The 19,784-nt window shown below is 56.8% G+C and carries 8 protein-coding genes and 2 pseudogenes; 5 read left to right on the top strand and 5 right to left on the bottom strand.

Annotated features, from left to right (window positions below):
- Positions 1–136 precede the first annotated feature (136 nt).
- From IPM39_24070 to IPM39_24055, 4 genes and pseudogenes are all read left to right on the top strand, one after another.
- On the top strand, positions 137–1,570 hold the full coding sequence (locus tag IPM39_24070; GenBank protein MBK8989104.1) for a carbohydrate ABC transporter substrate-binding protein: 1,434 nt from the start codon (positions 137–139) through the stop codon (positions 1,568–1,570).
- 153 nt (positions 1,571–1,723) lie between these two features.
- Positions 1,724–2,620 (top strand): sugar ABC transporter permease, encoded by an 897-nt coding sequence (locus IPM39_24065; protein MBK8989103.1) that lies wholly within the window; start codon positions 1,724–1,726, stop codon positions 2,618–2,620.
- Positions 2,620–3,456: pseudogene (locus IPM39_24060) on the top strand (carbohydrate ABC transporter permease). Before IPM39_24065 ends, IPM39_24060 begins: the two are co-directional and overlap by 1 nt.
- Positions 3,457–3,666: 210 nt before the next feature.
- Positions 3,667–5,949 (top strand): annotated as a pseudogene (locus IPM39_24055) (glycoside hydrolase family 3 C-terminal domain-containing protein).
- Positions 5,950–6,171: 222 nt separating this feature from the next.
- Here the strand turns inward: IPM39_24055 and IPM39_24050 are convergent.
- The 3 genes from IPM39_24050 to IPM39_24040 all read right to left on the bottom strand — a co-directional run bounded on the left by IPM39_24050 (position 6,172) and on the right by IPM39_24040 (position 10,567).
- Positions 6,172–6,459, bottom strand: a complete 288-nt coding sequence (locus IPM39_24050) for a hypothetical protein (GenBank protein ID MBK8989102.1) — start codon at positions 6,457–6,459, stop codon at positions 6,172–6,174.
- A gap of 196 nt (positions 6,460–6,655) precedes the next feature.
- A complete protein-coding gene (locus IPM39_24045) occupies positions 6,656–8,653 on the bottom strand; it encodes an acetoacetate--CoA ligase (protein MBK8989101.1) in 1,998 nt (665 codons plus the stop codon).
- A 255-nt stretch (positions 8,654–8,908) separates the two neighbouring features.
- On the bottom strand, positions 8,909–10,567 hold the full coding sequence (locus IPM39_24040) for a DEAD/DEAH box helicase (protein ID MBK8989100.1): 1,659 nt from the start codon (positions 10,565–10,567) through the stop codon (positions 8,909–8,911).
- 387 nt (positions 10,568–10,954) lie between these two features.
- Here IPM39_24040 and IPM39_24035 point away from each other — a divergent pair, with 387 nt between their 5' ends.
- Positions 10,955–11,647, top strand: coding sequence for a response regulator transcription factor (locus IPM39_24035; GenBank protein MBK8989099.1), 693 nt, complete (start codon positions 10,955–10,957; stop codon positions 11,645–11,647).
- A 59-nt stretch (positions 11,648–11,706) separates the two neighbouring features.
- Here IPM39_24035 and IPM39_24030 read toward each other — a convergent pair whose 3' ends face one another.
- Both IPM39_24030 and pulA read right to left on the bottom strand, forming a co-directional pair.
- Positions 11,707–11,982 carry a 30S ribosomal protein S20 gene (locus tag IPM39_24030; protein MBK8989098.1) on the bottom strand — a complete coding sequence of 92 codons (276 nt, stop codon included), beginning with the start codon at positions 11,980–11,982 and terminating at the stop codon, positions 11,707–11,709.
- A gap of 141 nt (positions 11,983–12,123) precedes the next feature.
- Complete coding sequence (gene pulA, locus IPM39_24025; GenBank protein ID MBK8989097.1) at positions 12,124–19,455, bottom strand: pullulanase-type alpha-1,6-glucosidase; 7,332 nt, start codon at positions 19,453–19,455, stop codon at positions 12,124–12,126.
- Positions 19,456–19,784 lie beyond the last annotated feature (329 nt).

The following is a 19,784-nucleotide window of genomic DNA, read 5'->3' as shown; positions in this document are numbered from 1 at the left end:
ACAAGGAGGTGGATCAAGGTAAATTTCCAGCGCTTTTCCGGCATTAAAATTTTTTGCAACATATTGCAAGCGTTTGCAATAAATCTAAGAGAGGAGAATCAAAATGCGTAAATTCCAATATTTGTTCGTCATTGTGATGATTTTAGCTAGTATTGCTCTGGTGGCTTGTAGTGGTTCGACACCAGCAGCCAATGAAGAAACGGCCGCTGTCCAACCAACCCAATCCGCTGCACAGCCGACAACAGAAACGGCCGTTGTCCCCCCCGCAGCAACCGAAAAGACCGTCCTCAATGTCTGGTCCTTCACCAACGAAATCAACACCATGGCCGTGGCCTACGAATGCCGCAATCCCGACGTAGATGTCGTTTACACCATGATCCCCATGACCAACGGCGAGTATCAAACCAAGCTGTTGGCCTCCCTCGGAACCAGAGAAGCGCCCGACGTAATTGCCTTGGAGGCCTCTTTTGTCAAGGAGTACGTAGAAAGTGATTTTCTGGCCGATTTGGGTATGCTGCTGCCCGAAGCAGAAGCCGCCGAGACTTACCCATTTGTTATTGAAGTTGGCTCACACGAAGGCGTTACCAAAGCTTACTCCTACCAGGCCACCCCAGGCGCTCTGTTCTACCGCCGCAGCCTGGCCAGAGAATACTTCGGCACAGACGATCCCGTAGAAGTCCAGGCCCTGTTGTCCGACATGGAAAAATTCATAGAAGCAGCGGCCATCATCAAAGAGAAATCCGGTGGCGATACGTACATGGTTGCCTCCAACGGCGATTTCCAAAATCCCTTTTTCGCCAATCGGGCCCAGCCGTGGATTGTTGACGGCGAACTTGTTGTGGACCCGATGGTGGCTGAATACATAAACATCGCCAAGCTCTTCCGCGATGAAGGCTACGAAGCCCAGGCCGCCCAATGGCAAGAAGGCTGGTTCGCCGGGATGAGCGACACGCTGGTAGATGCCGCCGGCAGCCCCAAGAAGATCTTCTCCTACTTCCTGCCGACATGGGGTCTGCCCTATGTGTTGGCCCCGAATGCCGTTGCCGCGGATGGCGCCAGCGATACCACAGGCGACTGGGGTGTTATTGAAGGGCCGCTGCCCTACCAGTGGGGCGGTACCTGGGTTGGTGTTATCAATGGCAGCCCCAAGTTTGACCTGGCGACTGATTTCGTTCGCTTCGTCGCTTTGGACCAGGAAAACCTGGCCAATTGGGCAAACGGCGTTTACACCAATGAATACCTGAAAACATGCGACCCCCTGGTCCCCGGTGATCAAAACCAGGCTCCCGGCGACTTTGTCTCCAGCCAGGTGGTGGTTGAGAATATCATCCCGTCTTTTGATGACTCAGCTATGAGTGCCTTCCTCGGCGGCCAAAATTCTTACGCTGGCTTTGCCGCCGCCGCCCCCTCGGTCAACGCCGAATTGATGACCGGCTCTGATGATGCCATTCAACGGGCGCTGGCCGACCCTGTGTCTCAATATCTGAACGGCGAAATCACCGAAGATGACCTGTGGGCTTCCTGGAAAGATAACCTCCGCATCGAATTCCCGGATCTTCGCATTCCCTAGTTGTTCATGACCTGTTAAAATGGGCCAGTCCGTGCAAATATGTACTGGCCCATTTTAAAAATCCGTTTTCCAGAAATCGATGGCGAAAGAGGAAGGACTATTATGACCGTACGGAATTTAGCCACGTCTTCAGAAGCGCGTAAGACAACCACAATCAAATGGAAAAAAGATTATTACGGCTACCTCTTCATCGCGCCATTTGTCATTGCCTTTCTCATATTTGGCCTCTATCCCGTTTACAACACGTTGTATCTTAGCTTTACAGATACAACGTTAATGTCCAGAGAGTCCAATCTTGTCGGACTGCAAAACTTTGAGCGTTTGTTTGCCGACAGCACCTTCATGAATGCCGTCAAAAACACCTGGAAGATTTGGATCTTTAACTTTATTCCACAGATTGGTATCGCCATGCTTGTGTCCGTTTGGTTCACTAGCACCAGACTAAAGCTAAGAGCCATTGGTGTGTGGCGGGCTATCTACTTTTTGCCAAATTTGTTGATGCCGGCCGCCGTCGCCGCCCTCTTTTTCACCTTGTTTTCCTTCTACGGCCCGGTTAATCAATTTATGGTCCGGTCAGGGCTTCTGATTGAAGCGAAACATTATTTACAGAGTCCTACGTTTACCCGTGGATTGGTCGTGTTTATTCAGTGGTGGATGTGGTTTGGCCAAACTGTGATCATCGTGATGGCCGGGATGACTTCCATCTCGATCTCTCTCTATGAATCGGCTATGGTGGATGGCGCGAACTCCTGGCAAATGTTTCGCCGCATCACCGCCCCCTTATTGAAACCGATCCTCGTCTACATTTTTGTCACCTCGCTGGTCGGCGGGATGCAGATGTTTGATATCCCCTTCCTCTTAACCGATGGGCGGGGTGCGCCAAGCGGTTCGATTCTGACCAACAACATGCTGATGTATTTGAAATTCAGCAGCAGCAAAGGTCATATTGGCGCGGCCGCCTCGGTTGGGGTGTTAATTTTCATCATGACCACAGTTGTGGCCCTCGGTATCTTCTATTTCTTGGGAGATCGGGAGAAGAAGGAACAGTGATGACAAAAAGTTACCAGTTACAGAATAGAGTGTCTCGCTTTTTTGTCTATATTTTTCTTACTTTATTGTTAATCATCACAATTCTGCCTATCTGGCTGTTGCTGATCAACGCCACTCGTTCCACCACTGAGATTCAACAAGGGATTAGCTTTTTGCCCAGCAAATACATGCTGACAAATTACAATATCCTGGCAAACAAAGGGCTGAATCTGTTCAGAGGCTTTACCAACAGTCTCTACATTAGCGTCTTCACAACCATTCTCGCAGTTTATTTTTCTTTTTTGGCGGCCTATGGCATCGTTGTCTTTAATTTCAAAGGGAAGCGGTTCTTTGCCGGGTTTATAGTTCTCCTGGTTCTGATCCCCATGCAGCTTTCGATTATTGGCTTTTTCCAGTATATGTCGCGGCTGGGATTGGTTGACAATTACGCTTCGCTCATTTTGCCGTCCATCGCCTCTGCGTTTGCTGTCTTTTTTGCGATGCAATATCTGGAATCGGTGGTGATTCAGGACCTCATTGATGCCGGCCGAGTGGATGGGGCCAGCGAGTTGGGTATCTTCCACCGGATCATGATGCCCATCGCCATGCCTGGCGCTGTCACCCTGGGTATCTTCACTTTTATCGCCTCCTGGAACAACTTTTTTAACCCATTTATCCTGATCTCATCCATCCAAAAGTACACCCTGCCCATGTTGGTGCAAACTCTGCGCGGCGATGTTTACCGCACTGAGTATGGTGCAATCTATTTAGGGTTAGCCATCACCGCGGTACCGGTCATTATCATCTACGCCTTTTTCTCGAAGTACATTATCAACCTCGCCATAGGGTCTGTCAAGATAAGCTATCTGCCTTCTGGTTGTTGGGTTCTGTCAAAGGAACTAGGATTTATCACCTTTCCTGGCTGTTTTGCGGTTCGGCGATTTAACCATGCGAGGGTGCTGCCCTCGCTTTCAGAACCAAGACATGTTGGCTCAAGTTCCCATTCGACAATTTTCCGCGATCCGGCTCAGCCGATAGCGGCGCGGGTGCAAGATTTGCTCTCGCAGATGACGCTGAGCGAAAAGGTAGCCCAGTTGGGCAGCGCCTGGGTATTTCAACTGCTCAGCAATATGGCTTTTGATGCGGCGAAAGCGGCTGAATTGATGGCGGTTGGAATTGGACAGATTACCCGTGTGGGCGGTGCGAGCGGTTTGAAGCCGGCAGATGGCGCGCGCGTTGCGAATTAGATTCAGCGGTTTTGGTCGAAGAAACAAGCCTGGGCATTCCCGGCCATTGTCCGCGAAGAGTGTTGCAGCGGTTACATGGCCCGCAACGCCACCTGTTTTCCGCAGATTATCGGCGTGGCCAGCACCTGGGAGCCGGAGTTGGCCGAGGCGATGGCCGAGGTGGTGCGCCAGCAGATGCGGGCGGCCGGGGCGCAGCAGGGCTTGTCGCCGGTGATTGATGTGACCCGTGACCCGCGCTGGGGCCGGGTGGAGGAGACGTTTGGCGAAGACCCTTACCTGGTGTCGCAGATGGGGGTGAATTTTGTGCGCGGTTTGCAGGGAGATGATTTGCACTCTGGCGTGTTGGCGACGGCGAAGCATTTTGTGGGCTATGGCCTGCCAGAAGGGGGTATGAATTGGGCGCCGGCCCATATTCCGCCGCGAGAACTGCGCGAGGTGTTTATGCTGCCGTTTGAAACGGCCGTTAAAGAAGCCAACCTGCAATCCCTGATGAACGCCTATCACGAACTGGACGGCGTGCCGTGCGCCGCCTCCAAAGAGCTGCTCACCGACATATTGCGCGGCGAATGGGGCTTCGACGGCCTGGTCGTTTCCGACTACTTCGCCATCGCCGAGATTGAGCGCACCCACCGGCTGACCAACAGCCGGGCCAGAGCAGCGGAGATCGCCCTGGAAGCGGGCATTGACGTGGAACTGCCCAGCACCGACTATTACGGCGAATCGCTGGTGGCTGCGGTGGAAGCGGGCGAGATAGACGAATGCCTGGTGGACAAGATTGTGGCCCGCCACCTGACGATGAAATTCAAATTGGGCCTGTTTGAGAATCCGTATGTGGATGAAGGGGCGGTAACGGCCGTTTTCGACACCCCCGAACAGCGCCAGTTAGCCCGCGACATCGCCCGCAAATCCATCGTCTTGCTGAAAAACGAAGGCGATTTGCTGCCCATCTCCCCCGACCTGGCGAACATCGCCGTCATCGGCCCCAACGCCCACACCATCCGCCACATGATCGGCGATTACGCCTATCTCTGCCATGCGGAATCGCTGCAAGAGATGACCGCCGAGCAGAACGTTTTCAATATGCCCGTCCCCGACCGCGTAGACATTGTGGAGGGCTTTGTGCCGATGCGCACCGTCCTCGAAGGGCTGCAAGCGCGTGTCTCACCCCAGACGACCATCCATTACGCCGAAGGCTGTAAAGTGACCGGCGACAATACCTCCGGCTTCGCTGCCGCCATCGCCGCCGCCGCAAAATCGGACGTGGCCCTGTTATTTCTGGGTGGCAAATCCGGCCTGACCGATTCCTGCACCTGCGGCGAAGCGCGCGACCGGGTAGACCTGAATCTGACAGGCGTGCAAAACGAACTGCTTCAGGCAATTCAGGCCACCGGCACGCCGACGATTTTGGTGTTGTTGAACGGCCGTCCCCTCACCATTAATTGGGCGCAAGAAAACGTACCTGCCATTATCGAAGCGTGGCTGCCCGGCGAAGAAGGGGCGGAAGCGCTGGCCGAGATCATCTTTGGCGATATAAACCCCGGCGGCAAGCTGCCCATCACCTTCCCCCGCCACGTCGGCCAGGTTCCCATCTACTACAACCACAAACCTTCCGGCGGCCGTTCCCATTGGAAAGGGGAATATGTAGACGCCAGCAACAAGCCGCTCTACCCCTTCGGCTATGGTCTCAGTTACACCCAATTCCAATTCGGCAATTTGCGCCTGTCGCAAACGACGCTGGCAGCCGACGAAACGGTGCAGATTAGCGCCGAGGTGACGAACATCGGCCGGCGCGCCGGCGATGAGGTGGTGCAGTTATACATCCAGGACCTGTTCGCCAGCGTGACGCGCCCGGTGCAAGAGCTGAAAGGCTTCAAACGGCTGCACCTGACCCCCGGCGAGAGCAGAACGGTCACGTTTACCCTGGCGGCCAGCCAGATTGGCTTTTACAATCAGGCGATGGACTTTGTGGTGGAACCCGGCACGGTGCGGGTGATGGTGGGCAATTCGTCGGACCAGTTGCCCTTGCAGGCGGATTTGGAGGTGGTGGGGGAAACGGCCGTTGTCCACCACAAAACCTTCTTCAGCCACATCGCCATCAGTTAATCAACAGCCTCTATCAATCCTGGTTGTGTAATAGTCACGATTTGGTTGGAAGCACTGTCATTCTGACGAGTCTTCGAGTAAGAATCCCCTACTCCTGACAAGTAGGGATTCTTCGCTCGGCAGACTGCGCTCAGAATGATTTCGCCCAACTCTTGACTATTACAAAATCCTGCCAATCCGCTGTCAATTGGGCGGAATGTGCGTTTTGTCAGTCAACCAGGGTCAACCGAAATACAGCAGCAGGGCTGCAATTGCCAGGAAGGTTGTCACCACTGCCGTATTTAACAGGGCAAGCTGGCGCAGCGGCCGTTTCTTGTTCGCCAGGGCCATCACTCCCCAGGTCGCCAGCATCGTTATCCCCACCATCACCGGCCAGGCAAAACAGTTAAAAACCAGATAGGTGGGCATGGCGGCTTCCATGCTCATGTACCCATTCAGGGCAATGAGCGAGAACAGCACAAACACCGCCCCCATCCCCACGGTGAGCAGCAGCGAAGTAATAAAAGGCACAATCCGATCATCATCACCTCTCTATGCTGATTGACTGACAAAACTTATCTAACCGCGGAGAACGCAGAGAGCGCGGAGGCTGTACCAGAGAAAATCTCCGCGTCCTCCGCGCTCTCCGCGGTGAAAATCTGAGATTTGTCAGTCAACCAGCCTTTCTATGAGTTTTCTGAAAAAACGTAGAAACGCGGAAACATGGTTAACCGCTGACCAGTGGCTGGTTACGCAGCGTCCTGGCAAACTGCACAAAATAGTCCAGGCTTTCCGGATTGCGCATGGCCCCACGCTTGGCTGCCTGCTGCGCGTCCATACCCAACAAAATCTTGCGGATGGGCACTTCCATCTTTTTGCCGCTCAACGTGTACGGAACCTCGGCAATCTGGATAATCTCGTTGGGGATGTGGCGCGGCGATACTTCCTGGCGCAGCCGGTCGCTGATGCGCCGTCGCAGCTCATCTTCCAATACCAGACCGGGGCGCAATACAACAAACAGCGGCATATAGGATTCGCGCCCCAATAGTTCCAGGTCTATGATCAGGCTGTCCACCACTTCATCAAAGGCTTCCACGACGCGGTAAATCTCGCTGGTTCCCATGCGGATGCCCTGGCGGTTGATGGTGGAATCGGAACGGCCGTATATCACACAGCCACCCCGCCCATTAAACGAAATCCAATCTCCATGCCGCCAGACGCCGGGAAACATCTCAAAATAGCTCTCTGTGTAACGGCTCATCTCCGGGTCATTCCAAAAATAGAGCGGCATCGAAGGCATCGGTTCGGTGATAACCAGTTCGCCTACTTCGTTGACCACCGCCTGGCCGGCCTCGTTAAGGGCCTGCACCTTCGCCCCCAACGACGCGCCCTGAATCTCCCCGGCATAAATCGGCAAAATGCGCGCGCCGCCGACAAAAGCGGTGCATAAATCCGTACCGCCGCTCAACGATTCCAGGGCCAACTCGCCATTAACGTTGTCGTAAATCCAGCGGAAGCCTTCCATGGTTAAAGGCGAACCGGTTGAGCCGGCGCCGCGAATCCGGCTGAGGTCGTAATCCTGGTTGGGGTGAATTCCGGCCTTGATACAGGCGCCGACAAAAGCCGCCGACGTGCCGAAGTAGGTCATGCCGCTGGCCTCGGCCAGTTCAAACAAGGCGTTCATGTCTGGGTAGCCAGGGCTGCCGTTGTAGACGATGATGGACGCGCCGGAAAGCAGGCTGCCCAGCAGGTAGTTCCACATCATCCAGCCGGTGGAGGTATACCAGAAGAAGCGGTCGCCCGGCTTCAAATCGTTGTGGAAGATGGTGGCTTTGGCGTGTTCCAGCAAGATGCCGCCATGCCCCTGCACAATCGGCTTGGGCAGTCCGGTGGTTCCCGACGAGTACAGCACCCACAACGGATGATCGAAGGGAACCTGGGCGAAGCTCATCTCAGGCGATGGCGTGACGCCAGCCAGCGCCTGGTCCCACAACACGGTGTTGCGCAGGCCGTCGGTGCTGGCGGCCACGTGCGGCACGAGGATGGTGTGCCGGAGGGTGGGCAGCGCGGCTTGCAATTCGGCCAGCACATCGCGCCGGTCGAAGGTTTTGCCGCCGTAACGGTAGCCATCTACGGCGATGAGAACTTTCGGTTCGATTTGGCTGAAGCGGTCCAGCACACTGCGGCTGCCAAAATCGGGCGCACAACTGGACCAGATGGCTCCCAGACTGGCGACGGCTAACACGGCCGTTATTGCCTCTGGTATATTGGGTAAATAAGCCACCACCCGGTCGCCGGCCTGCACGCCCATCTCGCGCAGCGCCGCCGCCAGCCGGTTGGCCTGGTCGTAAACCGACTGCCAACTTAATTCGATCAGCGGATCGTCTTCGGCTTTGTAGAGCATCATCGGCCGCGCGTCGGTCATTTGGGCGAAGATGTTTTCGGCGTAATTCAGCCGCACACCGGGAAACCAGACAGCGCCGGGCATCTCGCGCCGGGCCAACGGCGTTTCCCAGGGCTGCGAGTAGGTCAGATTAAAGTACGGCCACAAGCTTTCCCAAAAATCGGCCGTGTTGTCCACCGACCAGCGCCACAGTTCGGCGTAGGTGGCGGCGTGGACACCTTTGTGGGCCGCCAGCCAGCGCATGTAGGCTGTCAGGTTGGCGTTTTCGATAACGGCCGTATCCGGCCACCAGAGCAAGGTTTCTTCTTGGTTCTCAATCATGGCGCTGCCTCCTGCTATTTACCCGCATGAACGATTATACCGGGGCCTCTTTGTCGGCGAAAATAACACCCTCTGGATAAAAATTCAACTGTTGGCGAGGATATCCCCCAAAGCCTGGTGAGTTTTGGGCAAATACCTCGTGAGATTTTGGCAAAACCTCGTGAGATTTTTAAAAAACCTCGTGAGATTTTTAGAAAATCTCACGAGGTTTTTCACCACTTATGTTTGCACCTTGCCGCGACGCTTGTTCTGATGTCAGGCCAGCTCGACGCTAACACCTTGCTTGTGAATCTGAAAATTGCCTTTATTACTCAACACCTGCGCCACATACTGCTCTGGCACATCTACAAAGGTCATTTTGTCTTGAATACGTATCGCTCCGATTACCCGGCCAGGGATGTTGGCATGGAAGGCAATGGTCCCTACCACGTCGCCGGGGCGAACACCATCCATCTTGCCAGCGCTCAGGCTGAGGCGGACCATGCCCTTTTCTTGCGCCTGGGGTTGGCGCGGGGCGGAAGGATAAGGGGAACGGCCGTTTTCCGGCATACGTCGTGGCGCTCGACCTCGTTGGAAATCGCGCGGTTGGTGTTCGCGCACTTCGCTCACCGGGGCGATAGGGCGCTGCTTTTCTTCGGCGCGGGCCAACTTCAACGCCGATGCGGCGATGAGAATGGGGTCAAAGCCAGCCTCCATCAGGTCGGCGACCATCTCCCTCTCCCGCACACAGCGGTCGCGGCGCAGCCAGACCATCATGCGTTCCACCAACTGCGCCTCGCGCAGCTCCTGAATTTCGGCCGGCGTGGGCAGCTGGGCGCGGGCGATCTTCTGTTTGGCGTAGGATTCAATCTTATGCAGACGGAACTGCTCGGCCGGCGTCACCAGCGAGAGAGCGATGCCTGTTTTGCCGGCGCGACCGGTGCGCCCCACGCGGTGTACGTAAATCTCCGGGTCGTTGGGCAGATCAAAGTTGAACACGTGGGAAATATCGTCAATGTCCAGGCCGCGCGCCGCGACGTCGGTGGCGACCAATACCTTAATTTGCCCCTGGCGGAAACGATTTAACGTCTGCTCGCGGGCGTCCTGGCTCAGGTCGCCATTTAGCGCTTCGGCCGGGAAGCCGCGCACCGTCAACTCATTGGCTAATTCGCCGGTTCCCAGGCGCGTGCGGGCAAAAATGAGGGCGCTGGTGATCGGCTCCACCTCAAACAGGCGAGTCAGCGCCGCGAGTTTGTCTGGCTCATTCACCAGATAATAGCGCTGCTCAATGGCCGCTACGGTCATTTGCTGGCTTTTGATGGCGATGGTTTGCGGGTTACGCAAATACTTCTGGGCAAGCTGGCGGATGGGGCCGGGCATGGTAGCCGAGAAAAGAGCCGTCTGGCGCGTGGCCGGTGTGGCCTGCAAGATGGCTTCGATGTCTTCGACAAAGCCCATGCTTAACATTTCGTCGGCTTCGTCCAGGACGACGGTGCGCACCGCTTCCAGGTTCAGGCGGCCGCGCTGAATGTGGTCAATCAGACGGCCGGGCGTGCCCACCACCACATCCACGCCCCGTTTGAGGTCGTAGATTTGCGGGCCATAGGCCGCGCCACCATAGACAGCCAGCACACGCACATTTTGATGACGGCCGTAATCGCCAATCGCCTGGGCCACCTGCAAAGCCAACTCGCGGGTCGGGGTGACGATCAGCGCCTGGACGTAGGGATGGTTTGGCTCCAGATTCTGCAAGATAGGCAGGCTGAAAGCGGCCGTTTTGCCGGTTCCGGTTTGCGCCTGACCAATCACGTCTTGACCGGCAAGCATGAGGGGGATAACGGCCGTTTGAATGGGCGTGGGGGTGGTAAAACCCAGATCGGATACAGCCTGCATCAACTGCGGCTGCAGGTTTAAGTCGGTAAATTCAGTTGTCATGTTTCTCCTGATTGCGTTTTGATGCGTCCGTCGCGCAGCGCACCCTTACGGGTTATGCGCCGCTGTCCTGGTCAACAGTTGACTCTATCTAACGGACTACGCCCAGGAGCCATTCTGCTGCCACAAAAATGCCCGGCGTTTATTGGCCGGGCAACCACGGGGATGATTCAAAACAAACATTTGCTAAAGATAAGCTATTCGATGATGAATAATCCTTGAAGTATAACACACTTCCGGCAAATGCAAGACCCTTATTTACCCCTACGCTCATGTTAAAAATAGGACCTTTTCTGCTTGCGTTCAGCCCAATTACCTTTATAATGGCAGACCCAACCTTCAATTTTTTAAGGTTGGCGGCAATACGAACTTGCGAGAGGAAACCAGATAGTGCCGACTGATTCTGCAACATTACTTTTGGTGGAGGGTAGGGGAATTGGCTCTCAATCGCTTTCTGGTGCGCTGCAAAAAGCTGGCTACCATCTGGAAGTTGTCCATACGGGCAAAGCAGCCCTTACCTGGAGCGATGCCCACCAACCCGATCTGATCATCTTCGATTCAACCTTCATGCGCTCGAATGGGGCGCGAAGCTGTCGGCGGCTGCGGCGCGTCTGGAGCGATACACCCATCATCCACATCCGTTTGCCCAATCATCCAGAAGATCGCTCAGCCGAAGCCGACGTATACCTGGAACACCCGTTCACCTCCCGCAAACTACTGAACCGTATTCGCGCGCTCTTGCCGGCCGACGATTGCCAGGATGAAATTGTGCGCTACGGCGCTATAACGATTTACCTCTCCAAACCGTCAGTAGATGTGGCCGGGCAAGGCGAAAAACGCCTGACGCCCAAGCTGGTGCAGCTTCTACAGGAATTCTTGCGCTACCCCAACGAGACTGTCAGCCGCCGCCAGTTGATGCAAAACGTCTGGAAGACCGATTATGTGGGCGATACCCGCACATTGGACGTACACATTCGCTGGGTACGCGAGTTGATCGAAGAAAACCCCGCCAGCCCCAAACTGCTCGTCACTGTGCGCGGCGAGGGCTACATTTTAAATATCCCCCCGCAACACGACAAATAAAAAAAACGCCACTTCCGTTAGAAAGTGACGTTCTATATGGGCAATTGCCAAAGTTAGTTTTACGCTTCTTTTGTACGTGCTGCTGCCAGAGCGGCCATAATGCGGCCTTTGCGACGGGAGGCATTACCAGGATGAATGATATTCTTCCGGGCTGCTTTGTCTAAGGTGCTGTAGGCGTTCTGAGCGGCTGCTTCGGCTTCTTCTAATTTGCCTTCATCAATCAAGCGACGGACTTTCTTGATGTAGGTTCGGGCCGATGCCTTGTACGTCCGGTTACGCGCCGTTCGCTTGTCAACTTGCCGCATACGTTTTTTGGCTGATTCTTTATTAGCCATTGTTTTACCTCCGTAATTGTCTGACGATATTCACGGAAGGCGTGAGAGCGTGCGGATGATAACATAAACATTTCTTTGCGGCAAACTCTGATTCAGACCTGGCAGGCCGCGGCCTGCCAGGTCTGACGTTTTACTTTGATGTTAGACGCTTCGACGACGCATAGGCAGCATGCCCACCAGCATGGCGGGCATCACCAGCACGGCCACCCAGGGGGTAACGGCCGTTGGCGCAGCCGCCACATCCATTGGTTCAGCCGCGGCGCTCAGGTTTCCTTGTTTGGCAATGACCGGGAAGAAATAGGTGTAGGTTTGTTCGATGACAAACACGGCCGTTGTCCGCCCCGGCACCACAAACGTGCCCGTCGCACTGTCGAAGGTGGTCTGCTTCACCACCTCGTCCACCGAGTTGGCCTGCACCGGGTGCAATGTTAACTCCTGGTTCAGCCAGGCGGTGCTGCTGATGGTTTGCGTCACGTCGTTGGCGTTGAACAAGACCACAATCCAGTCATGGCTGGGGTCCAGGTCGGTTATGCCCGCGCCCAGGTCGGCCAGATTCATGACAATGAGGCCTGGAATCTGGTTGGGGCCGACATTTTCAAAGGTCAGACGCGCCTGCACGTCGGCGGCGGTTGTCAGCCGGAACAGCGGCGAACTGCTGCGAATCGCCAGCCATTCCTGGTACAGCGCAGCCGATTGGGAGATAGCCGCGTTGTTCGGCTTGAGCGCCGGGTTGCTCAACAGCGGTTCCATCACAAACCAGTTGGCCGAATTGACCCCGGCTACCGGCAGACCCACACCCCAGTTGCTGCTGGCGTAAGTGAAGTCCAACTTGTTGAACCAATCACCGGAATTGTAGCTGTCGCGATCCAAAGATTTAGAGCGCAGCAGGTCGCTGCCAGCATGGAAGAAGGGCACGCCCTGGCTCAACGAAACGATGCTCAGCCCCATTTGCTGCACGCGCACCCGGTCAGCCATGCTCGTGCCCAGCGGCAGGGCGTAGGCGTTGATGTCGTACAACGTCTGGTTGTCGTGTTTGGAGATATAGACGATGTGTTCCTGCGGATCGGCCGTGTAGCCGGTTGGCTGACCGTTGTAGTCCACTTGCGCGCCTGTCACCAGGTTGCCATTGCGGTCTGTAAACTCGTAATCGGCCAGGTTGCCCGCCAGCCCGATGCGAATCTGGTCAGACAGCAGCAGCAGCCGCGCCAGGGCGTCTCCCTGCGGATGGCTGTTGGGGTCATAGTACAGGCCGTTGGCAAAGCCCTGGTTTTGCAGGTCCAGGCCGCTGGCAAACGGGCTGGGACCACGCACCGCGTCGCGCAGACGGTCGCTGAATGTGCCGATGCCCGTTCCGGCCATATTAAGCTGCGTCGCGTTTACGCCGCGGGCGTTGTTTGCCACTTCGCCAAAGTTCCAGCCTTCGCCGTAGACGTAGATGGCGCTGCCATCCACGCCGTCATTTTCCAGCGTCAGGGCGTCCAGGGCGGCGCGCACAGCCAGCATGTCGTCTTTCATGTGGTGGCCCATCAGGTCGAAGCGGAAGGCGTCTACCTTGTAATACTTGGCCCAGGTCACAATCGAGTCAACCATTAGTTTTTCCATCATGTCATGTTCGGTGGCCGTGTTTTGGCAGCAGGTGCTGGTTTCCACACTGCCCACGCCGTTGAGACGATGGTAATAGCCGGGCACAACCTTGTCCAAGACGGAATTGCTGCTCTGGCCGGAGGCGTTGGTGTGGTTGTAGACCACATCCATCACCACGCGCAGGTCGTTTTGATTGAGCGACTGCACCATTTGGCGGAACTCGAAGATGCGCATGGTTCCGGTGGGCACGGTGCTGTAGCTGCCTTCGGGCACAGTATAGTGGAAGGGATCGTAGCCCCAGTTGAAGGCGTCGGTATCGGCAACGGCCGTTACCGCGGCTTGTTGGTCGGGTGAAGCCGGCCCCATGTCTGCGCCGGTGAAGTCTGGCTGCTGCCAGGTAGATTTGTCCTCGTTGATGGTGGCGATGTCGAACACCGGCAGCAGGTGCAGATGGGTCAGACCCGCATCTGCCAGGCTGCGCAGGTGCAGCATCCCATAGCTGTTCATATAGGTGAACGCCTTAAACGTCCCCCGGTCCTGCGGCAGCACCAACGGGTCGCTGACGCTGAAATCACGCACATGGACTTCGTAAACCGAGATGTCTTCCGGGTTTACCAGCGGTGGCTTCACCAGCGCATCCCAGCCCACCGGCTTCAGCGCCGAATCGGCCAGATTCACCAATTGGCTGCGCGTGCTGTTCATCGCCAGACCATACGAATACGGGTCGGTGACAATATTGTGTTCGACCTCCCCGGTGCTGTGGACGTACACCTCCACTTCGTAGAGGTAATACTTGTTCTTCCAGTTAGGCGGCCCCACAAGACTCCAGATGCCGCTGTCGGGGTTCAACACCATCGTCTGGGTGATGCTGGTCGTCGCCGGATTGGCGTCGTCAAAGATGTGCAGCGTAACCGATTTGGCCGTCGGCGCCCACAACTTCAGGGCGGGCGTGCCGCCGATCCAGACTGGGCCAAGCTGTTCGCCATAGGCGGCATCGGCGTACAAATCATCCAGCACGCCGGGGATTTGCAAGCCGGTGGCGTCTACCAAATCCCCACCGGCAAAGGCGGAGACGGCGATTTGCCCCTTCAGCAGTTCCGGCGCGTTGGTCGCATCGGCCGCGTCTAGCTCCCAGGCCGGGATTCCGGCCAGATGCGGGAATTTGGCGGCGATGTCCCCGGCGATGACGCCGTTTTGCGTCAGGGTGTAGACCGCGCCACCGCTGATACCGTTTTCGTCCAGGATCAGGCCGCCGGTAGGCGCGGCGTGCAAGAAGACCTGATCGGCAGCCACCAGAGGACTCCAGCCGATGGTATTGTCTGTCAGCCAGTGGGCCATTTGCTGGTCAATGTTGCCGATGGTCGCTCCGGCGCACACCTGGTTGGCGATGGAGAAGGCGATGGGTTCAGACGTAATCTGGCGGCGAATGCCGTTTTCATCCACCACATCACCGTTGACGATCCAGATTTCGTACCCTTTGGTGACCAGATTCAACGATTGGTCGGCCGGGGTGTCTTTTTCGTCGCCGCGATGGAGAATGTAGTTGAGGGAGGCGGCGTCCGGTTGCAGCGCAACCTCAAAGACCACGCCAAAAGCATCCTGGCCGATGGGTTTGAGGGGTTCGGTCCACTGGGTGGGCGTCAGCGCGCCGGTCCACAGGTGCAGGCCCCAGAAATCGTTGAAATTGCTGCTGCTGTAATCGCCAAAGTCGCCCAGGCAGCGGTGGTAGTGGATGGTGGCCGTATCGGTGGCTGCGCCTTGTTGGCCGTACCAATCATCCTCGCCAGAGTTGACCCAGATTTCGTAGTTGACGGTGGGGGTGTAGGTGCGCTGCGGTTCTTGCACGCCCGCGCCATTGTGGACGATGAAGTTCAGCCCACGGGTGACTTCCAGAGTGGGATAGATGTTGGTGGTGATGCTGTACACCGCGCCAAAGTCGTCATAGCTGCTCGGCAGTTCGCGGTCCGGCCAGTTGGTCAGGGGCGGGGCGCCGTCTTGCCACAGGTGCAGACCCCAATCGGTATAGATTCCATCAGGGCGGTTGTAGTGGACCAATGTCTCGCCCATCGCTTCGGCGCGGGAGGGGTAGTTGGTGGTATCGCCCTGGATCAGCCAGATTTCCGGCGTTTCCGATGGCTCAAAGCTGCGGTCGGCCGGGGTGTCTTTGTCGTTACCGCGATGGATGATGAAGTTGATCGGTTGGTTGATGTCTTGCAGCTTGATGGCGACAAACGCGCCAAAGTCGTCGAACCCGGCAAACGGCTTGGGTGAGGTCCATTCGGTGACTTCGCTGGGGTCTATGGCATCGCCCCACAGGTGCAAGCCCCAAAAATCTTCCCAGTTGCTGCTGGTGAAGTCGCCATAATCACCGGCCGGCCGATAGTAGTGGATGATGGCGTAATCCTCCTGGCCGGGAACCGACTGCTGGCCGACGACGACGTTGACGATGTTGTTCTTGTAACCGCCGTTCAGGTCGTTGACGATGGCCTGGAAGATGAGGGGTGTGCCCACGGGGATGCCGCTGACATCGTAGAAGATGCGGTAAGGGGCGTTGTTGTCTGTGCCGATGTATTCGTAGGGACCAGCGCCAATTTTCACCGAGAAGTTGACTTCGGCGAAGACGGGGGCGCTGAGATTTACGCCAACTTCGACACGGCCGTTCACCGTGCTGTCGGGCGCTGGCGTCGTGAAGGTGACATCGGGCGCGTCGGCCGGGCTGCGCGTGGGCAGTGGGGCGTTGGCCCGGTAGACCACCGCGCTCAGGGCCGGGACGGAGACGTTCAGCAGCGCATCCTGGGTGGAGGTGATGACGGTGGCGGTGGGGGGGTAAACGGCCGTAAAGCCCATGTCGGCCGTATATACCGGCACATCCGCCGCCTGGGCGATGGTGGCATTGTTTAATGCCACAACATATTCCACCTTCTCGCCTCGTTCAATGCGCGAGAAAGCGTAGATACCGGCGCTGTCCTGACTGTAGCGGTGGATTTGCGCCCCACGCCGCAGCGCCAGATGGGCGTCGCGCACGGCCGCAAGGTCAGCATACGATTGATACAGCGGATGCGTCGCGTCAAAGTTGTCATCGGCGACGGTATCATCTGTGCCGATGAGGTCGCCATTGTAGGCGGCAACCTGGCTGGCGAACATATCTTCGCGGGCCAGTTTGTCGCTGCCGCCGCCGACAAAACCTTGCTCATCGCCGTAATAAAGCACCGGGAAACCGCGCCCAAAGAAAAGCAGGGCGTGTCCCAGTTCCATGCGGGCCACCAGCTCGGCGTCAGACGCGCCGCCCTGGTCCTGGCGCAGCCAATGCCCCAGCCGCTCAATGCCGCCATCATGGTTGCTGACAAACGTGCCCAACTGATAGGCATTGCTGTCGGCATCGGTGAAATAGTCGTCGTTGGCGTAGAGGTTGCGCAGGTTGTCGGTGGCCCCGCCGTTCACTGCGAAGTTGCGGGCTGCGCCGTGCAGGCCAAAATCCAACACCGACGGCATCGCGCCCTGGGTGGTGAACTGGCTCATATTGGCTGCGCTGCCATCAAACACTTCACCAAAGATGAAGAAGTCTGGCTTGCCATTGTTGGTGGCGTAAACCATCACCGCCGGGATCACCTGCTGCCAGAATTCGATGTTGACGTGTTTGACGGTATCCATGCGGTAGCCATCTACGTCGTAGGTGGCGATGGTGCTGGTGAGGATGTCGGTGAATCCGGCGACCACAAAGGGTTGTTCGGTGAACAGGTCGTCCAGGCCGAAGAAGTCGCCATAGGTGGAGCTTTCCCCGGCGAAGGTGGAATCGCCACGATTGTGGTAGTAGATGGGGTTGTTTAGCCAGGCCGGCGCTTTGCGGTTGGCGTTGGCCGGGGCTATCTGCGGTACGTAGGGGAAACTGACGGCCGGGTCCAGCGCCGGGAAAAGACCGAAGATGTAGTCGCGGTCGTCAAAAGCCACGCCGTTGGCGTCGCGGTAGGGATAATCTTCCTTGTAGCGGTAGGCCGACGCGCCGCCGACGTAGTTGATCAGGTCGCCGGTGTGGTTGGCGACAAAATCAAAGTAGACTTTGATGCCGCGCGCGTGGGCGGCGTTGATAAAGGCGACCAATTCCTGGTCTGTGCCCAGGTGGGGATCGGCCGTTTCGTAATCAAGAATCCAATAGCCATGGTAGGCCGCGCCGATGCCGTTGGTAGCCGTGCTGTCTGGCTGGGTGGGGTTGTTCTCGAAGACGGGGGTAATCCAGATGGCCGAGACGCCCAGACCTTCGATGTAATCCAGCGTAGGAGCGGCGGCCAGGCCAGACAAATCGCCGCCGTGGTAATAGCTGATGTCGGTGGGGTCGTAACCATGGTCGGTGGGACCGCCGGGGATGCCGCCGGTGTTGTTGGTGGGGTCGCCATCTTTATAGCGGTCGGTCAGGGCGAAGTAGAACACTTCGTCTTGGACCGTATGGGAGATGGGGGCGCGAATGAGCGCCGGGTCTATGGGGGGCAGCAGCGGCGCGGGGATGAAGGCAGCCAGTCGGCCGGTGCGTCCATCGAGCAAGAAGGAAACCACATCGCCATTGGTGTTGACGGTGAAGGGGATGGTGGGGGCGTTTATGTTACGGCCGTCGCTGCCAACCTGATTGCCCCAATCGCCGGTTGTGCTGGCTTTGGCTTCGTAATTACCGGCGTCGAAAGTGTAGGTCAGGATGTGGGCGCCATTGCCTAAAGCAGTCATGGCGGTGGCCGGGTTGTCATTGGCCCAACCCTGCCAGGGACCGACCATGGTGAAACTGGCGGGCATATCGTCCCAGGCATTGACGATGTTTTGCGTAGGACGGAAGGGCAGGCCAGCATCGCCGCTGTGATTGTTGGTGTCGAAGGTTATCTTGACGGTCTGGCTGGGCACTGTGGTGAACAGCCAGGCGTTGTTGCTGGGGAAACCGACGTCCCAGTTGCCACACTCCACCGCCTTAAATTCATAACGGCCGTTCGCATCAACAACCACGTCGCGGGAGAAGACGCCATCGCCACCCAACAGGTCGCCATTGCTGCCATCGTCATACAGGGGTGTGCTGGCGTTGTTCCAGCCCTGGAAATCACCGGCGGCGCACCAGGCGCCGGCGCTGCTGCCGTTGGGGGTGATGGATACGCGCCCGGCGACCACATCGAGTAAGAAGATGACTGTTTGGTTGGCTCCGGTGGTGCTAAAGGGGATGGTGGGCGCATTCTTGTTACGGCCGTCGGTCCCAAATTGATTGTCCCAACTGCCGGTCTGCACGATTTTGGCTTCATAAGAACCGGCGTTGGCAAATTCGTAAGCCAGCCGGTAGATGCCGCTGCCGATGTCGCTCAGGGTGGTGGTAACGGCCGTATTGTTCCAGCCCTGCCAGGGACCAACCGCTGTAAAACTGGTCGGCAGCGTATCACCCCAGACGTTGACAATGTTTTGCTGCGGCAGGAAAACCGCGCCAGCGTTGGCGCTGTAATTGTTGGTGTCGAAGGTGAGTTTGACCGTCTGGCTGTCGTTTGCTGTGACCAACCAGGCGTTATCGCTGGGGAACGCATTGGCCCAAACGCCACATTCAACGGCCTTAAACTCTTGGCGGCCGGCGGTGGGGAGGATGACATCCAACGAATAAACGCCGTCACCGGCAATCAGATCGCCGTTGGAACCGTCGTCGTAGATGGGGGTGCTGTTGTTGTTCCAGCCCTGAAAATCACCGGCGACACACCAGTTGGTGGCGGCTGGAGCGCGCACCTCGTCGGTGACGGCCGTTGTCTGTTCTGGCAAACTTACCTCTTCGGCCGCCTGAACCGGGGCGCGCAGCAGCCAAAACATGCCGCTCAATAACAGCAAAACCAACAGGCCGCTCATGATAAGCCGCCAGCTTGCTTTAACCTTCCTGTTCATATCTTCTCCTTTCTCTGGGATAACCTGTTCCACCCCGGGCGGGGCCATGAACGGCCGCTGTCCTGGGGCTGGAAACCGATAAAAAAACGCCCGCCTGAACACAAAGGTCCAGACAGGCGCTGCCGGAAATAACAATCATATGGGCTGCCGCCCGCCAAAGGCGAACGGCCGTAAACATCTTACTGCTTTGCTCAACTAACCAACCTCATTTGTTATGGCTGCGAAGATGATCATTGGACAAATAGTTGACAGGTCAACTATAATAGAGACTATACCACCCGCTCTTTTTTTTGTCAATAGTGACCAAAAACCACAGGCCAAAATTCGTC

The organism is Candidatus Leptovillus gracilis, assembly GCA_016716065.1.
GTDB lineage: Bacteria > Chloroflexota > Anaerolineae > Promineifilales > Promineifilaceae > Leptovillus > Leptovillus gracilis.
Note: the sequence above shows the minus strand (reverse complement) of the source record. Positions and strands in the feature narration are given on the sequence as shown.

Bases quoted from the DNA above. Each gene is read 5' to 3' on its own strand.
- IPM39_24070 (MBK8989104.1), top strand. From the start codon at position 137: ATGATTTTAGCTAGTATTGCTCTGGTGGCTTGTAGTGGTTCGACACCA.
- IPM39_24045 (MBK8989101.1), bottom strand. From the start codon at position 8,653: ATGATTGAGAACCAAGAAGAAACCTTGCTCTGGTGGCCGGATACGGCC.
- IPM39_24040 (MBK8989100.1), bottom strand. From the start codon at position 10,567: ATGACAACTGAATTTACCGACTTAAACCTGCAGCCGCAGTTGATGCAG.
- pulA (MBK8989097.1), bottom strand. From the start codon at position 19,455: ATGAACAGGAAGGTTAAAGCAAGCTGGCGGCTTATCATGAGCGGCCTG.
- IPM39_24030 (MBK8989098.1), bottom strand. From the start codon at position 11,982: ATGGCTAATAAAGAATCAGCCAAAAAACGTATGCGGCAAGTTGACAAG.